This is a genomic window from Actinomadura sp. NPDC000600 (assembly GCF_040492135.1).
Classification (GTDB): domain Bacteria; phylum Actinomycetota; class Actinomycetes; order Streptosporangiales; family Streptosporangiaceae; genus Spirillospora.
Genome location: NZ_JBEUPD010000042.1, coordinates 50,277 through 65,714 on the forward strand (window position 1 = coordinate 50,277; position 15,438 = coordinate 65,714).

General features: G+C 74.3%; 14 protein-coding genes and 1 rRNA gene. 8 read left to right on the plus strand and 7 right to left on the minus strand.

Annotation, left to right across the window (positions count from 1 at the left end; translation table 11 throughout):
* The first annotated feature begins 9 nt into the window (after positions 1 to 9).
* Both ABWI07_RS37820 and ABWI07_RS37825 read left to right on the plus strand, forming a co-directional pair.
* Positions 10 to 582, plus strand: coding sequence for a TetR-like C-terminal domain-containing protein (locus ABWI07_RS37820; RefSeq protein ID WP_149261200.1), 573 nt, complete (start codon positions 10 to 12; stop codon positions 580 to 582).
* Between the two features lie 4 nt (positions 583 to 586).
* Positions 587 to 847, plus strand: a complete 261-nt coding sequence (locus tag ABWI07_RS37825) for a DUF2530 domain-containing protein (protein WP_149261201.1) — start codon at positions 587 to 589, stop codon at positions 845 to 847.
* On the opposite strand, the gene ABWI07_RS37830 is transcribed toward ABWI07_RS37825, so the two are convergent.
* Both ABWI07_RS37830 and ABWI07_RS37835 read right to left on the minus strand, forming a co-directional pair.
* Positions 844 to 3,828: a sacsin N-terminal ATP-binding-like domain-containing protein gene (locus tag ABWI07_RS37830; RefSeq protein ID WP_353821476.1), complete on the minus strand. Its 2,985-nt coding sequence runs from the start codon at positions 3,826 to 3,828 to the stop codon at positions 844 to 846. The genes ABWI07_RS37825 and ABWI07_RS37830 overlap by 4 nt on opposite strands.
* Before the next feature lie 5 nt (positions 3,829 to 3,833).
* On the minus strand, positions 3,834 to 4,709 hold the full coding sequence (locus ABWI07_RS37835) for a DUF3027 domain-containing protein (RefSeq protein ID WP_353821477.1): 876 nt from the start codon (positions 4,707 to 4,709) through the stop codon (positions 3,834 to 3,836).
* Between the two features lie 165 nt (positions 4,710 to 4,874).
* Here ABWI07_RS37835 and ABWI07_RS37840 point away from each other — a divergent pair, with 165 nt between their 5' ends.
* Positions 4,875 to 6,269, plus strand: a complete 1,395-nt coding sequence (locus ABWI07_RS37840) for an MFS transporter (RefSeq protein ID WP_353821478.1) — start codon at positions 4,875 to 4,877, stop codon at positions 6,267 to 6,269.
* 18 nt (positions 6,270 to 6,287) lie between these two features.
* On the opposite strand, the gene ABWI07_RS37845 is transcribed toward ABWI07_RS37840, so the two are convergent.
* Together ABWI07_RS37845 and ABWI07_RS37850 are read right to left on the minus strand one after the other, a co-directional pair.
* The gene (locus ABWI07_RS37845; RefSeq protein ID WP_149261205.1) at positions 6,288 to 6,683 is read right to left on the minus strand and encodes a cold-shock protein; all 396 of its coding nucleotides are present in this window, start codon (positions 6,681 to 6,683) and stop codon (positions 6,288 to 6,290) included.
* A 157-nt stretch (positions 6,684 to 6,840) separates the two neighbouring features.
* Positions 6,841 to 7,482 (minus strand): HAD family hydrolase, encoded by a 642-nt coding sequence (locus ABWI07_RS37850; protein ID WP_235037021.1) that lies wholly within the window; start codon positions 7,480 to 7,482, stop codon positions 6,841 to 6,843.
* 213 nt (positions 7,483 to 7,695) lie between these two features.
* Between ABWI07_RS37850 and ABWI07_RS37855 the strand changes: the two genes are divergently transcribed.
* Positions 7,696 to 8,058: a hypothetical protein gene (locus tag ABWI07_RS37855; protein ID WP_149261206.1), complete on the plus strand. Its 363-nt coding sequence runs from the start codon at positions 7,696 to 7,698 to the stop codon at positions 8,056 to 8,058.
* Positions 8,059 to 8,065: 7 nt separating this feature from the next.
* On the opposite strand, the gene ABWI07_RS37860 is transcribed toward ABWI07_RS37855, so the two are convergent.
* Positions 8,066 to 8,548, minus strand: coding sequence for a GNAT family N-acetyltransferase (locus ABWI07_RS37860; RefSeq protein ID WP_235037022.1), 483 nt, complete (start codon positions 8,546 to 8,548; stop codon positions 8,066 to 8,068).
* 168 nt (positions 8,549 to 8,716) lie between these two features.
* On the opposite strand from ABWI07_RS37860, the gene ABWI07_RS37865 reads away from it, so the two are divergent.
* From ABWI07_RS37865 to ABWI07_RS37880, 4 genes are all read left to right on the plus strand, one after another.
* Positions 8,717 to 9,334, plus strand: a complete 618-nt coding sequence (locus ABWI07_RS37865) for a TetR/AcrR family transcriptional regulator (RefSeq protein WP_200842051.1) — start codon at positions 8,717 to 8,719, stop codon at positions 9,332 to 9,334.
* Positions 9,335 to 9,427: 93 nt separating this feature from the next.
* A complete protein-coding gene (locus tag ABWI07_RS37870) occupies positions 9,428 to 11,788 on the plus strand; it encodes a helicase-associated domain-containing protein (protein WP_353821479.1) in 2,361 nt (786 codons plus the stop codon).
* 149 nt (positions 11,789 to 11,937) lie between these two features.
* Entirely contained in the window at positions 11,938 to 12,372 is a 435-nt protein-coding gene (locus ABWI07_RS37875; protein WP_149261208.1) for a hypothetical protein, read from the plus strand.
* Positions 12,373 to 12,565: 193 nt separating this feature from the next.
* A complete protein-coding gene (locus tag ABWI07_RS37880) occupies positions 12,566 to 14,218 on the plus strand; it encodes a DNA repair helicase XPB (RefSeq protein ID WP_149261209.1) in 1,653 nt (550 codons plus the stop codon).
* A 96-nt stretch (positions 14,219 to 14,314) separates the two neighbouring features.
* Here ABWI07_RS37880 and ABWI07_RS37885 read toward each other — a convergent pair whose 3' ends face one another.
* Both ABWI07_RS37885 and rrf read right to left on the minus strand, forming a co-directional pair.
* Complete coding sequence (locus ABWI07_RS37885) at positions 14,315 to 15,271, minus strand: YncE family protein (RefSeq protein WP_353821480.1); 957 nt, start codon at positions 15,269 to 15,271, stop codon at positions 14,315 to 14,317.
* An 81-nt stretch (positions 15,272 to 15,352) separates the two neighbouring features.
* Positions 15,353 to 15,438: ribosomal RNA gene (gene rrf, locus ABWI07_RS37890) — 5S ribosomal RNA — on the minus strand; the annotation flags it as partial.

The following is a 15,438-nucleotide window of genomic DNA, read 5'->3' on the forward strand; positions in this document are numbered from 1 at the left end:
AGGGTCGCGATGCCCCGTGCGGGACTGTCGCCCGACGCGGTCGTGGACGCCGCCGTCGCCGTCGTGGACGCCGAGGGCCCCGGTGCCCTCACGCTGGCTGCGGTGGCGGGAAGGGCCGGGGTCGCGACGCCCTCCCTGTATAAGCATGTCCGCAATCTCGCCGAGTTGCGACATCTGGTGACCGCGCGCGTCCTGGAAGAACTCACCGAACGGCTCGGGGAGGCCGCGCTCGGACGGTCCGGCGACGACGCCGTCCGAGCGCTGATGTACGCCTACCGGTCCTATGTGGTGGAGCATCCGGGCCGCTACGGGGCGCTGGAGCAGGAGGCGGCCCCGGAGGACGGCCCGGTGCACGTCGCCGCCGAGCGTCTGCTGAACGTCATTTACGGGGCCCTGCGCGGCTACGCCCTGGCGGGCCCGGATCTCGTCCACGCGGCGCGCTGCCTGCGCTCGGCCGTCCACGGCTTCGCCGTCCTGGAGGCGGCGGGCGGCTTCGGGCTGCCCGAGGACCTGGAGGCCAGTTATGAGCTGCTCATCACGATGACCACCGGCGGACTGGCGGGCCGGAGCCGCGTAGCCTGAGCGCATGAGCCCTCCGCGCCGCCCGGATCCGCCGCCGATGCAGACCAACGACGTCCGCGTCGCGGCCGCCGGGGCGGTCGCCTGGGCGGTGGCGCTGGTCGTGCTGCTGATCGTCGGGCTGCCGTCGCAGGACCGCTGGTGGCTGTGGGTGTGCGCGGTCGGCATCGGGATCGGGCTGTTCGGCATGTGGTACACCCCCAGGCTCCAGGCCGGGCGGGCCCGGCAGGAGGCCGAACGCGCCGCCAAGCGCGAAGGCGCCGGCTAGGGCTCCAGGTCGTCCTCGGCGAGTAGCACGGGCAGGGCCTCGGGGGCGCGCAGGACGGCCTCCAGCAGAAGGCGGTCCGCCCAGTGCCCGGTGGACCAGGCGAGCGCCCGTGCCAGGCCGCCCGCACCGCTCGCGTGGATCCGGCCGTCCCTGGTCCACCACGGGACGTCCTGGCCGTCCACGACGAGGCGTTCGTGGGCGAGGTACCCAGCAGGGGCGTCCGGCAGGACCGCCCTGACGGCCTCCGGCACGGGGCGCTCCTCACCCGCCGACTCCACGAGCCCCGGGATCTCCTCGCCCGCGAGCGGCAGGTCCAGGAGCTCGGCGAGCCGCGCGTCGCGGCCCTGCCCGGCGATGACGAGCGGCTGCCCCTCCAGCAGGGGGAGGAGGTCGGGGCCGTCGAGGACGAGGGCGTCCGCCGCGTCGACCACCTCGACCTCGCCGTCCACGACCGCCCGCACCCGGTCGGGCGGCTCGACGGCCGCGTCCGGGGCGTCGGCCAGCGCCGTCCAGAGCCCGCCCAACTGGGACCGCCCCACGGACCGCCGGGCATCACCGAGGCGGTCGAGCAGCTCTTGCGCTCCCCCAGGCTCATCGAGCAGGTCCGCCAGTGACGTGCGGACGCCCAAGGCGAGCAGGAGCCGCTCTTCCAGGCCCGACGGCGCGACGTCGTAGAGCCCCGTGAGCGCCTCGTCGCCGCCCAGGCGGAACTCGCCCGGCCTGCGGCCTTCCAGAACGGGATGACGGCTCAGCCACCACGCCGTGTAGGAAGGGACGGCGACGCGCCGCCCGTTGTGCAGGGTGACGTGGGCGGGGTCCACGATCGCGGCCCGCCACGGCGGCTCGGCGAGAACCCTGAGGGCCGCCCCCCAGTCGTCGACGAGTTCGAGGTCGCGGACGGCCGTGAACTCGGGGACGAGCGGCGGAAGGTCCTGCTCGCCGATCCGGCGCAGAACGTCGTCGGCCCACACGTCCTCGTCGTCGAGGTCCAGGCTCTCGGCCTCGTCGGCGAGGCCCATGAGGTTGACGTCCTCGGCCTTGGCCAGGGCGAAACCGTCCAGGACGCCGACGGCCGTGAGCGTCTCCGTGCCCCAGCGCTCCAGGAGTTCGCCGTCCACGACGCCGAACGGCGCGTCTTCGGCCATGAGCCCTCGTAGCGGGCTCTCTGGCAGGAGCAACTCGCCCGCCGGATAGAGGTCGCCGTCGTCGCCTGGCAGGGCCAGCTCGGCCAGCCACGGCTCGTCGCCGGGATCGAGATGCGCGGCGGAGACCAACCCCAGCACGGCCTCGGCGACCGCGTCGGGATCGTCGGACTCGAAGGACTCCTCGACGGCGGCGCGGACGGCGGCGTCCGCCAGCACGGCCCGCGGCCCCGCCTCCACCGCGCCGAGCCGCGCCAGCAGCGGGTGCACGGCCTCCGGGTGGACGAAGCGCAGCCCGAGCGCGTCCAGGCCCGCGGGGTCGACGCCGTCCGCGATCAGCAGCCCGCGCGGCCCGCGCATCACCCGGCCCGTCCCGCCCGCCAGCGGTACCGGGAGAGCCCCCAGCGCGTCCGTGGCGGCCCCGGCGAGCGCCTCGTACACCCGGTGCCACCACGCCGGTTCCCGGTCCACAGCGGCCAGCTCGTCGACCACGTCGGCCAGTTCGACCCGCCGCACGCCGAGCGCCGCCAGCGCCGGGCTCCGCGCGGGCCACTCCGGCGGCAGCAGGCCGCCGACGACGGCGGCCTCGCCGATGTCCCCCTCGCCGTCGCCGGCGCGGCCGCCGAGCACCTCGACGAACGGGGCCGGCGCGTCCACGGCGACCGCGTCGCGCCCGCGCGTCCGGTGGGGCAGGACGGGCGCCTCCGGGAGGCGTTCCCTGATCCCCCGCCGGATCCGCGCGTCCAGCTCTCCGGCGCCGACCGGACCGGGCACGAGCCCCAGCACCTTCGGGGAGACGGGCAGCTCGCCCAGCAGCCGAACATAGGCATCGGCGGAACGGTCGACGAGGAAGTCGGTCAATGCCCCGGGCGCGACGTGCCGCCGGTCAGGGGCGAGCGGGAACGACCCGATGAGCAGCGCGGGCAGGTCGAGCCGCTCGTCGCTCGGCGTGGGCGCGTGCAGGACGCTGGGCGTGCCCTCGGGGAGACCGTCCCCTGGGAGGGCCCACCGCACCTGCCAGAACGGCCGTGTCCGCTCCTCCACGGGACGGTCCTCCAAGAGGGCCGCGGGGATCTCCCCATGCTCCTCGACCGTCCGCCAGAGGCCGCCGTCGATGACGACCTCGCCCGGGGCGGGCCGCTCGGCGGTCAGCGTCCGGACGTCGCCGTCGATGTCGATGTCGACGCGCTCAAGTGCGGGCAGCGCCAGCATGAGCGCCGCTCCCACCTGCCCGAGCTGCCGCCGGACGGACTCGACCGCCTCGCCCCGCAACGGCAGCCGCACGACGGTGTCGAAGCCCGCCGGGACCTCGGGTGCCCGCTCAAGGGCGAACGGCAACCGCAGCAGCGGCACGTGCCCGCCCCGCCGCGCCAGCTCCTCGGCGAGGGTCGGGATCTCCTCGACCAGCTCCCGGGCCCGCGCCGCCGACCATTGGACGCCCGCCGCCCCGGACGCGATGGCCGGGTCGTCGGTGACGGCGACGACCGCGGCGAAACCGACGCCGAACCGGCCGACGGTGGCCGGCTCGTCGCGCTTGGCCGAGGCGCGCAGCGTGGAGAGGGCCTCGACGCCCGCGGCGTCCAGCGGCGCTCCGGTGTTCGCCGCGACCAGCACCGGCTCCCCGCCGGTCCGCAGCCTCAGGGCGAGGCGGCCGGGCACCGCGGCGCGCCGCGCGGCGTCGGCGGCGTTCTGCGCCAGCTCGATGATGACGCGGTCGCGGTAGCCGCCGAGGGCGTGGTCCTCCTCGACGTTGGCGTCCTCACGGAAGCGCGCTGGGGACTCCGCCCAGGCGCGCAGGACCCGCTCACGCAGCGCCCGCGCGCCGAACACGTCCTCCATGGGGATCAGCTGTGGCCGAGGGCCTCGTCGTCGAGGGACGCCCCGTCGAGGGACGCGGCGTCCTCGTCACCGCCGGTGGGGACGATCTCGTAGCCGAGCTCGTCGATGACCGGGGGGTTGTGCTCGGACACCGCCGGGAGGGACACGGCCTCGGAGTGGGCGCCGCAGCCGTGGTCGGCCGAGACGACCCGGCCGTCGTCGGGCGCGTACTCGTTGGCGCAGACGCCGAAGACCTGCCGCAGCGCACCCGCCAGCGCCACGTAGAAGCCGCACGTGGAGCACTGGGCGGGGGCGGAGGCGGCGATCGGGGCGCGGGGCCCGGCGACGCCCTCGTACCAGCGGGCGGCGGCCTCGTCGCGGCCCTCCCGCGACAGCACCCGGACGCGGCCGAGGCCGAGCTCCCACAGGGCCTCGCGGTCGGTGGAGTCGTCCACCTGCGTGAAGCCCGGCGCGAGCCGCACGTCGTCGGGCGCGGTGGGCAGCAGGTCGCCGGGGCCGAGGTCGCCCGGGCGCAGCCGCTCCAGCCACGGCACCCACGGCGGCGCGAGGAGCGCGTCGTCGCCGGGGAGCAGGACGCACTCGCTGACCGTGACGTTCTTGGCGCGCGAGGCCCTGGCCACCGTGACGGCCCACCGCCACCCCGTGTAGGCGGGGTCGAGGCACGCGAAGTAGTGCGTGACCACCCGGTCGCCCTCGGCGCGCAGGCCGAGGTGCTCGCCGACCTGCGCGGCGCCGGCGGTCTCCTCGGCGGCCTCGCGGGCGAGGTCGACCGCCTCGGCGCAGGCGGTGTCGACGGCGGGTGTGCGGGGCCGGCGGGCGGCCCCGGACGTGGTGCGCGCGGCGGCGGATCGCGCGGGGCTGGACTGGCGCTGTGGGCTCACATGTCAATTCTCGCCCATGCGGGCACGTGACCCGCACAAGACGGGCGCCGTCCGCGAGGTGATCCCGCATTCCATCGGGGAACGTACTCTCATCAATCAAGGACTCCGATGGCCGCCCCCGGCCCCTGGGCCGGGTCGATCGACCGCGAGGAGAGATCAGGGCGCATGGCAGACCGGACACGGGCGGGTCGGTCCGTGCGCGCCGCCACCGGGGGTGCGGCGCGGGCGTGCCGCGCCGCGCGCTCGGCCGTGCTCGGGACGGGCCGGCTCACCCGCCGCGTCACCCACGCGCAGGGCGCGGGCCGCAGCGGGCTCGGCAGCCTGATCGAGGCGTCCGCGATCAACTCCGCCGGGGACGCGCTGGTCACCGTCGCGCTCGCCGGAACCCTGTTCTTCGGCCTGGACGTCAACCAGGCGCGGAGCCAGGTCGCCCTCTACCTCGTCGTCACGATGGCCCCGTTCGCGCTGGTCGCCCCGCTGATCGGCCCGGCGCTGGACCGGGCCCGGCACGTCCGCCGGTACGCGATCGCGAGCACGTTCGTGATGCGGGCGCTGCTGTGCTGGGCGCTGGCGAGCGCCCTCCCGCACGGCGACCAGGTCACCTTCCTGCCGGCCGCGTTCGGCGTGCTGGTGCTGTCCAAGGCGTTCGGGGTGCTGCGGGCCGCGGTCACCCCGCGCGTCCTGCCGGACGAGATCTCGCTGGTGACGGCGAACGCGCGGTGCTCGTTCGCCGGGCTCATCACCGCGTCGATCGCCGCGCCGGCCGGGGCCGGCCTCGCCCTGCTCATCGGGCCGGGCTGGGTGCTGCGCATCGGCACGGCCCTGTTCCTGCTCGGCGTCGTGTTCACCATGCGGCTGCCCCGGCACGTGGACGTCCCCGAGGCCGAGCCGGCGGCGGAGACGGCCGCTCCGCGCCGGCGGTGGCATGCGCTGCCGCGCTTCGGCCCGGTCGTCGCGGAGGCGATGCAGGCCAACGCCGTGCTCCGCGCGTTCTCCGGCTTCCTGATCATCTACCTGGCGTTCCTGCTCCGGCAGGAGCGCTTCGACCCCGTGTCGCACCATGTCGCGCTCGGCCTGCTGGCGGCGTGCGCGGGCGCGGGCGGGCTGATCGGCACCGCGCTCGGCGCCTGGATGAAGGCGCGGGCGCCGCGCTTCATCGTGTCGGCGACGCTGGCGTGCGTCACCGGCGTCACCGCCGCGGGCGCCGCGTTCTTCGGGCTGTGGGCGGCCCTCGCCGTGGCGACCGCGGCCGGACTCGGCCAGGTGCTCGGCAAGCTGTCCATGGACGCGGTGGTCCAGCGCGAGATCGGCGAGGAGGTCAGCTCGTCCACGTTCGCGGTGTCGGAGACCCTGCACCAGCTCAGCTGGGTGCTCGGCGGGCTGCTCGGCCTCGCCATGTCGATCGTCGCGGACGGGCGGCTCGCGCTCGCGGTCGTCGCGGCCGCGCTGGCCCTGGCGTTCGGGGTGCTGGTGATGCGGCAGGCCGGAGCCCGGCGCCACCCGCACCGCACCGAGCACGGCGGCACGCTGACGGACGCGCACCACGAGATGCGCGCCTGACCTCCGGGCCCTGGAGCGCTAGGGCGCCAGGTCGTCGGCGACGGCCCGCAGCACGATGGCGATCTTCTTGGCCTCCGCGGGGGCCGGGTGCTTGCCCCGCCGGTAGGTGTTGGAGATCCCGTCCAGCAGCTTGATCAGGTCCTCGGTGATGACGACCATCTCGTCGGGCTTCTTGCGCCGCTGCTTGGCGATGGTCTTCTCCACCGACGGCAGCGTCTCCAGCACCCGCACCTGCAGCGCCTGCTGGCCGCGGCGCCCCTCGACCACCCCGAACTCGATGCGCTGGCCCGGCTTGAGGGTCGTGACCCCGCTCGGCAGCGCCGACGAGTGCACGAAGACCTCACCGCCGTCGTCGCGGGTGAGGAAGCCGAACCCCTTGTCGGAGTCGTACCACTTGACCTTGCCAGTCGGCACCGGAGACCTCGTTCGGTAATCGTCCTGAATCGACCCCAAGATTAGTGCCTCGCCGCGGGCCGGTGAACATGCCGGGTGCCCCCGCGACGCCTGCGGGGCAACGGGATAGAAGCTATCCCGGACGCCCCGGGACGGCATCCGAATATCGGCCCGCAGCTCAGCCCGTCCGGAACCCGCCGAGCCACGCCGGGAACGCCAGCAGGTCCGGCAGGACGACGTCCGCGCCGTAGGCGGTCAGGGCCGCCGAGTCGAACGCGCCGGTCGCGACGGCCACCGCGACCGCCGAGGCCGCCCGGGCGGCGTCCACGTCGCCGGTGTGGTCGCCGATGTAGGCGCCGGCGCCGTGCTCGCGCAGGACCGCGCCCTTGTCGGCGCCGAACAGGCCGCCCACCACGGCGTCCGCCGCCAGCCCGAGGAACCGGACGGTCCGCTCGGTGTCGGCCTGGTTCTTGCCCGACACGACGACCACCCGCCCGCCCCGGGCGCGCACCGCGTCCAGCGCGGCCGCCGCGCCCGGCATGAGGACGGTCGCCGGGACCGCGATGTCGGCGTAGATCGCCCGGTACCGCGCCGCCATCGCCGGCACCTCCGCGGGCGGGAACCAGTACGCCAGCTCCTCCTCCAGCGGAGGCCCGATGCGGCGCACCACCTGGTCGGTGTCGATCGGCACGCCCGTCTCCGCGGCGAGGGCCGTGTAGACGGCGCCGATCCCGGCGCGGGTGTCGGCGAGGGTCAGATCGAGGTCGAAGCCGATGGCGAGGCCGGCGCGGGACGCCGCGGAGGGGTCGAGATCGAGCACGTCCACAGGGTAAGGGGCTGGACACACGCGAGGACCCGCGCTCTCCTGGTAGTGGCGATGCGACGGGATCCGAGTAGGAGAGCGCGGGACCGTGTCTCGGATATACCCGGGCCCTCGACCACAAACCACCTGACCAGGGAAAACGCAGCACCCGAACGCACCATCCGAGCCCCAAGGACGATCGGCGCCCCGCCCCGGCGAAGGAGGCCGCACATGGCAGAGACCCAGACCGAGCCGGGCGGTGACCACCGCGCCCCGCGCACCCGCCGGCCCTTCCCCGCCGCCGCGGTCCGCCGCCGCACCGTCGCCCTGCTCGCGGCGGCCGTCTCCGTCGCCACCACGATCGTGGTGGCGATCCTGGCCGTGCACATCGTGTTCACGGCCTTCGAGGCCAACACCGGAAACGACCTCGTCCGCTGGTTCGGGGACCGCGCCACCGACCTGTGCTGGCAGTTCAAGGACGTCTTCCAGCCCGAGAACGCCAAGGTGGAGGTCGCCGTCAACTACGGCCTGGCCGCCCTCGTCTACCTGGTGATCGGCCGCATCGTCGTCGGCCTCGTCCGCCGGCTGGGCTAGCCCCCCGCTAGTCGCGGCCGGGGAAGCGGACCGTGCCGAAGGGCCACGCCGTGGTGACCCACCCGCGGACGAACGCCTCCAGCTCCTTCTCCAGGACGGAGTTCTCCTCGTCCGAGCGCACCCAGAAGACCACCACCGCGTCCGCGCCGGGCCGGTCCGAGGGGGCGACGTGGATGCGGCCGAGCTGCCGCTCCCCGTCCGGCGTGATCACGACGTAGCTGAAGGAGCGCCGCAGCTGCCCCTGCTTCTGCAGCCACGCGACGTCGATCAGGGCCTGCTCGAAGGTGAACTCGCGGTCGGGCCAGCCCCACTCGGGCCCGAACCGCCCGGCCAGCCGGTCCAGGCTGCCCATGACGGCGCCGTAGTCCTTGACCACGTCGTGGACGGTGATCGGACGGATCTGGAAGTCGGGCCCGGCCACCAGGGTGGGCACCACGAAGTCCTCGGGCAGGAAGTCCCGGGCGGCCGCCTTCCGCGGAGACTTGAACATCGCCGACCTTTCCGACGACGCCCCTTCCGGCGACGGGGCGCGGACGAGGGAACTCTAGTCCGCGCCCGGCCCGGCGGGAGCGGCATCACGGATTCGGACGCGCCGCGCGCGACGCGGGGACCGGCCGCTCGAACATGCCTTACTGTTCTTGCGGAGGAATTCATCACCATGACGACATCCACGCGCGAGCGCATCGTGTCCGAGTCGCTCCGGCTGTTCGCCGACCGGGGCTACGCGGCCACGTCGGTCGCGGAGATCGAGGCGGCGGCCGGCCTGTCCCCGGGCGCGGGCGGCCTCTACCGGCACTTCCGGTCCAAGGAGGAGGTGCTCGCCTCCGCCATCCGCGAGCACATCGAGCGGACCCGCCGGCAGATCAGCGACGTCCTCACGCAGGCCACCGCCTACGAGGAGCGCCCGCTCGATGTCCGGCTGCGCATGACGTGCCACGCCGGCCTGGCCAAGATGCGCGAGGAGCAGGACCTCATCCGGGTGCTGTTCCGCGACCTCGACCAGTTCCCGAACCTGGTCGCCGAGATGCGCGAGGGCATCGTCAACCCGCTCTACGACGGCATCGCCACCTGGCTGTCGGCCCAGCCCGAGTTCGCGGGCTCCGACGAGGACTGGCCGGCGGTCGCCGCGATCCTCGGCGGCGCCGTGGTGAACTACTGGCTGGCGAACGAGGCGATGTACGAGCCGCCCACCCGCATAGACGAGAAGCGGTTCGTGGAGAGCTGGGCCCGTCTCGGCCTCGGGCTGGTGCACCTGGAGCGCACGCCCGCCACCTGACACGGCACACCCGGGTTCCCCACCGTGCGCGGGCCTCTAACCTGGAGGCCCGCGTGCCTGCGGCATGCACGCGACTTAAAGTTGGGGAACGGCATGGAAACGTATGCGGACTGGTTGCGCGCGCGAGGCGATGACGAACTCCGCGCGCTGCTGTCCGCGCGTCCCGAACTGCTCGCCCCCGTCCCCGCCGACCTGACCGCGCTCGCCGCCCGCGCCGCCACGCCCGCCGCGGTGTCCCGCGCGCTCGACCGGCTGGACCGCTTCACCCTCGCCGTCCTGGAGGCCCTGCTCGTCCTGCCCTCGCCGACCGGGCCGGACGCGCTCGCCACCGCCCTCGGCGCCACCGTCGAGCAGGCCGCGAACGCGCTCGGCACGCTCCGCCAGTTCGGCCTCGCCTGGGGGGACGGCGCCCCGGCCGCGGCGCCCGGCGTCCGGCAGAGCCTGCCGCACCCCGCCGGGCTCGGCCCGCCCGTCCGGGAGGTCTTCGCGGGCTACCCCGCCGAACGCCTCACCGACCTGGTCGCCGACCTGGACGGCGAGGCCCCGCGCGGCTTCGCCGACTCCGGCCGGCTCCTCGCCCGGCTCTCCGAGCTGCTGACCGACCCGGCCTCTCTCATCGACGACGCCGGGCCCGAGGCGCGGGCCGCCCTCGACCAGCTCGCCTGGGGCCCGCCGGTCGGGCGGGTCGCCGACGCGCGCCGCCCAGTCCGGCTCGACACCGCCACCACCCCCATCGAGCGGCTCCTGGCGCGCGGGCTCCTCGCCGCCGAGGACGACCGCACGGTCACGCTGCCCCGCGAGGTCGCCCTGCACCTGCGCGGCGGGCGGCTGTTCCGGGACGTCCCGGCCGAGCCGCCCCCGCTCACCCCGGCGGCGGAACCGCGTCCCGAGGACGTGGTCGTGCGCGCCGCGGCGGGCGAGGCCGCGGGCGCCGTCCGGCTCATCGAGGAGCTGCTGGAGCGCTGGGGCCTCGAACCGCCGCCGGTGCTGCGCAGCGGCGGCCTCGCCGTCCGCGACCTGCGCGCCGCCGCGACGCTCCTGGACGTCCCGGAGTGGAAGGCCGCCCTGCTCGTCGAGGTCGCGTACGCGGCCGGCCTGCTGACCCGCAGCGGCGACCTCGACGGCGAGTGGCTGCCCACCCCCGCCTACGACCTGTGGCTGATGCGCGACACCGCCGGGCGCTGGACGGAGCTGGCCCGCGGCTGGCTGAAGTCCGACCGCGCCGCCGGGCTCGCCGGGGACCGCGACGACCGCGACCGGCTGATCAACGCGCTCAGCGAGGCGATGGTGCGCAGCAGCGCGCCGACTACCCGGCGCGCCGTGCTGGAGGTCCTCGCCAGTGCCGACCGCGGCGTCGTCGTCGGCGAGGACGCGCTCCGCGCCCGCCTGGCGTGGCTGCGCCCCCGCCACGGCGGGCCCGTCCGCGACCGCCTCGTCGGCTGGACGCTCCGCGAGGCCGCCGCCCTCGGCCTGACCGGCTTCGGCGAGCTGGTCCCGTTCGGCCGCGACCTGCTCGCCGGGGACGACCCCGAGCCCGCGCTGGAGAAGTACCTTCCGGAGCCCGTCGACGAGATCCTCGTCCAGGCCGACCTGACCGCCGTCGCGCCCGGCCCGCTGGTCACCGACCTCGCCCGGGAGCTGGCGCTCGCCGCCGACGTCGAGTCCACCGGCGGCGCCACCGTGTACCGCTTCACCCCCGAGTCGATCCGCCGGGCCCTGGACGCGGGGCGGACCGCCGCCGACGTCACCGACCTGCTCACCCGGCACTCGGCGACCCCGCTCCCGCAGCCGCTCGTCTACCTGATCGACGACGTCGCCCGCCGGCACGGGCACCTGCGCGTCGGGGCCCTGTCGTCCTACGTCCGCACCGACTCGCCCGCCACCCTCGACGAGATCCTCGCCGACCGGCGCGCCGCCCCGCTGCGCCTGCACCGCCTGGCCCCGACCGTCCTGGCGTCCGGGCTCCAGCGCGCCGACCTGCTCGACGGCCTGCGCGCCATGGGCCTGGCCCCGGTCGCCGAGGCGCCCGGCGGCGGCGTGATCGTGACCCGGCCGGACGCGCAGCGCGCCGACCCGCCGCCCACCGCCGAGATCGTCCGGCTCCGCCCCGACGACCGCACCGACGCCTCGATGATCTCCGCGGCGGTGCGGGCGCTGCGCGCCGGCGACGAGGCGTCCCTGCACGGCGCCGAGCACGCCCGGCAGGCACCGGCCGGCGAGCCGCCCCGCTCGCCCGCGATGGCCACCGTCGAGCGGCTCCGCGGCGCCGTCGAGCGCGGCGGCCGCGTCTGGATCGGCTACCTCGACCAGCAGGGCCAGGCGTCCAGCCGCATCGTCGAGCCCGTCCGGGTCGAGGGCGGCTTCCTCACCGGCTACGACGCGACCCGCGCCGCCGTGCACCGCTTCGCCCTGCACCGCATCACCGGCGTCTCCGAGCTCGACGACGCCTCCTGAGGCCGCTCCGCCTTCGCTGCTCCCGGGTCGGCCGCTGTCCGGAACCGGACGCTCCGCGCCGCGGGAACCGGCGAACGTCGCATACGGTCCAATCAATGATCCATCGGACCGGTAGCGTGTCCGGACGAGTGGTGTGAGGAGGCTCCCCGATGAGCGGCTACGGAGGGCGTCCGCCGTCGGGCTGGGAAGACCCTTACGGCGGATCCCAGAACTGGGACGCGGGCGGCGCGTACGGGCAGCAGTACGGGTACACCCAGCCCGGCTACGGCCAGCCCGGCTACGGCTACGGGCCGCCGGGCGTCTCCCCCCACCAGTCCACGGGCAACGGGTCCACCATCGCCGCGCTCGTCTGCAACGCCGTCCTGGTCGTGATGTGCTGCAACGTCATCGCGCTCGCCGGCTTGATCACCGCGGCGGTCGCCCTCGGCCGGGTCCACACCGACCCGCAGTCCACCCGGAAACTGACGATCTGGAGCTGGTCGCTCTTCGCCGCGTCCGTCCTCCTCGGCATCGTCCTCGCGGTCGTCTGGATCGCGTTCGGCGTCATGTCCGACCCGGAGTACGGCTCCAGCGAGGGGATCTGACCGGCGTCCCCGCGGTTCGCGGCGGCCGGCGTCCGCGGCGCGGGCGCGGCAATAAAGGCGGCGGCCGGGGCGTTGAATCCTCCGGTCCTCGCCGAACGCGCGAAGCGCCGCCGCCGCTCGGGTAGCGTGCGGCAGCGGTGCCCCGATCCGGGTGAGGGCATCGATCTTCCGAAACCCGACGGGGGCTTCTGCTTTGACCGACGGTCCGCTCATCGTCCAGTCCGACAAGACGCTGCTGCTCGAGGTCGACCACGAGCTGGCCGACGCCTGCCGCAAGGAGATCGCCCCGTTCGCCGAGCTCGAACGGGCGCCCGAGCACGTCCACACCTACCGGGTGACGCCGCTGGCGCTGTGGAACGCGCGCGCCGCCGGCCACGACGCCGAGCAGGTTGTCGACACCCTGATCCGGTTCTCCCGGTACCCCGTCCCGCACGCCCTGCTCGTGGACGTCGCCGACACGATGGCCCGCTACGGGCGGCTGCGGCTGGAGAAGGACCCCGTCCACGGGCTCATCCTCTCGTCCTCCGACCGGGCGGTGCTGGAGGAGGTGATGCGCGCCAAGAAGATCAAGGGCATGATCGGGGACCGGGTCGGCGACGACGCCGTCGCCGTCCACCCGAGCGAGCGCGGCGCCCTCAAGCAGGCCCTGCTCAAGATCGGCTGGCCCGCCGAGGACCTCGCCGGATACGTCGACGGCGAGGCCCACGCCATCTCCCTGGTCGAGGACGGCTGGGGCCTGCGCTCCTACCAGAGCGAGGCCGCGTCGGCGTTCTGGCACGGCGGGTCCGGCGTCGTCGTCCTGCCCTGCGGCGCCGGCAAGACCATCGTCGGCGCCGCCGCCATGGCCCGCGCCCAGGCGACCACGCTGATCCTCGTCACCAACACCGTCTCCGCGCACCAGTGGAAGCAGGAGCTGCTGCGCCGCACGTCCCTCACCGAGGACGAGATCGGCGAGTACACCGGCACCAAGAAGGAGATCCGGCCGGTCACCATCGCGACCTACCAGATCATGACGACCCGCCGGAAGGGCGCCTACGCGCACCTGGAGCTCTTCGACGCCCGCGACTGGGGCCTGGTCGTCTACGACGAGGTCCACCTGCTGCCCGCGCCCATCTTCCGCATGACCGCCGACCTCCAGGCCCGCCGCCGCCTCGGCCTCACCGCCACCCTCGTCCGGGAGGACGGCCGCGAAGGGGACGTGTTCTCCCTCATCGGCCCCAAGCGGTACGACGCGCCGTGGAAGGACATGGAGGCGCAGGGCTGGATCGCGCCCGCCGACTGCGTCGAGGTGCGCGTCACCCTCACCGACTCCGAACGCCTCGCCTACGCGACCGCCGAACCCGAGGAGCGGTACCGCTTCTGCGCCACGACGGACACCAAGACCAAGCTCATCCAGGCGCTCGTCGACCGGCACCGCGGCGAGCAGACGCTCGTCATCGGCCAGTACATCGACCAACTGGACGAGCTGGGCACGCTCCTGGACGCGCCGGTCATCAAGGGGGAGACGCGGGTCCGCGAGCGGGAGCGGCTGTTCGACGCGTTCCGCAGCGGGGAGATCGACGTGCTGGTCGTGTCCAAGGTGGCGAACTTCTCCATCGACCTGCCGGAGGCGTCCGTCGCCGTCCAGGTCTCGGGCGCCTTCGGGTCCCGGCAGGAGGAGGCCCAGCGCTTGGGGCGCCTCCTGCGTCCCAAGGCGTCCGGTGCGGGAGCGCGCTTCTATGCCGTCGTGGCCCGCGACACCCTGGACCAGGACTACGCCGCCCACCGGCAGCGCTTCCTGGCCGAGCAGGGCTACGCGTACCGGATCGTCGACGCCGACACCGTCCTCGCCGGCGACGACTTCTGACCCCTCACCGAAGGTCGTGCTCCCGGCCCTGACAGCCTCGCCGACTACCGCTCACCCGCCGGGGGAGCCGACCCCTACGAGCGCGGTAGACCGACCTCAGCTGCTCTCCCCTCGGTCGATCCAGCGGACGGGCCTGCCGTCCGGGTCCGTCGTCAGCCAGGAACCGTCCCCCAGCGGCTCCAGATCGTATGAATGGCGGGAGTGCGCGTCGAACCGGCCGACCACTCCACCGGTGCGCAGATCGACCCGATAGTGGACGTGCCATTCCCGTTCGTCGTCCGGTACGTCGTCTTCTTCGAGCTCACCGCAGATCGTGACAATGGCGGTGCCGGCGTCCAGATACCCGCCGCTCCACTCGAACGCCGCGTCCTCGGGGTCGTGCCCGAACGCGGCCACCGGCAGCCTCAGCACCACCTTGCCGCTCGGAGACTCGTGGAAGGCCACGTCCTGCTGCCCGTGGTCGATGCTCATGAACTGCCTGCCGCCCGGCGCCAGGGCCATGACGCATCGGTCGTCCCACGGGTACTGCTCCAGTTCGAGCGTCGTCCCCGTGAGGAAGCCGGCGAAGACGAGAGAACCGTCCTGGCCTTCGCCCACGTCGAGCAGCATCCGTGACCCGTCCGGCAGTGGCAGGTGCTCCCCGCCGTGCCCGCAGGACTTCAGATCGGCCTGTGCCCGGACCTCGCCGGACCGGGCGTCGAGAACCACCCATGTGTCGGTGGTCCCGCGACCCGCCATCGCATCCGGCCGGTAGACCCAGACGAGCGTTCCGTCCGGGGAGAACGCGGCACTCGGCATGTGCCCGTACTTCTCCGTCGATCTGGGGAGGAGCGTGTATCGCCAGAGCTCGACACCGTCGCGGTCCAGGCAGACGACCTCGTGCTTCGTCGTACAGACGAGCCGGTCCCCCAGAGGGCCGACGGCGAGACCGCATATCTCCAGATCGGTACCGACCTGGACGGAACTCACCGGTTGGAGGAGCCCCTCCGCGGCGGCGTCGATCTCGTAGACGCGGATACGCCCGTCCAGGAACCGGGCGAACAGGTGATTCATGGCGCGCAGACTAACAGCGAGCAGAGCCAGGAAACAGGAAAAGGGCCCCGCCGTGATCGGCGGGGCCCTTTTCTAATATGTGTCCGGCGGCGTCCTACTCTCCCACACGGTCTCCCATGCAGTACCATCGGCGCTGAAGGGCTTAACTTCCGGGTTCGGGATGGGAC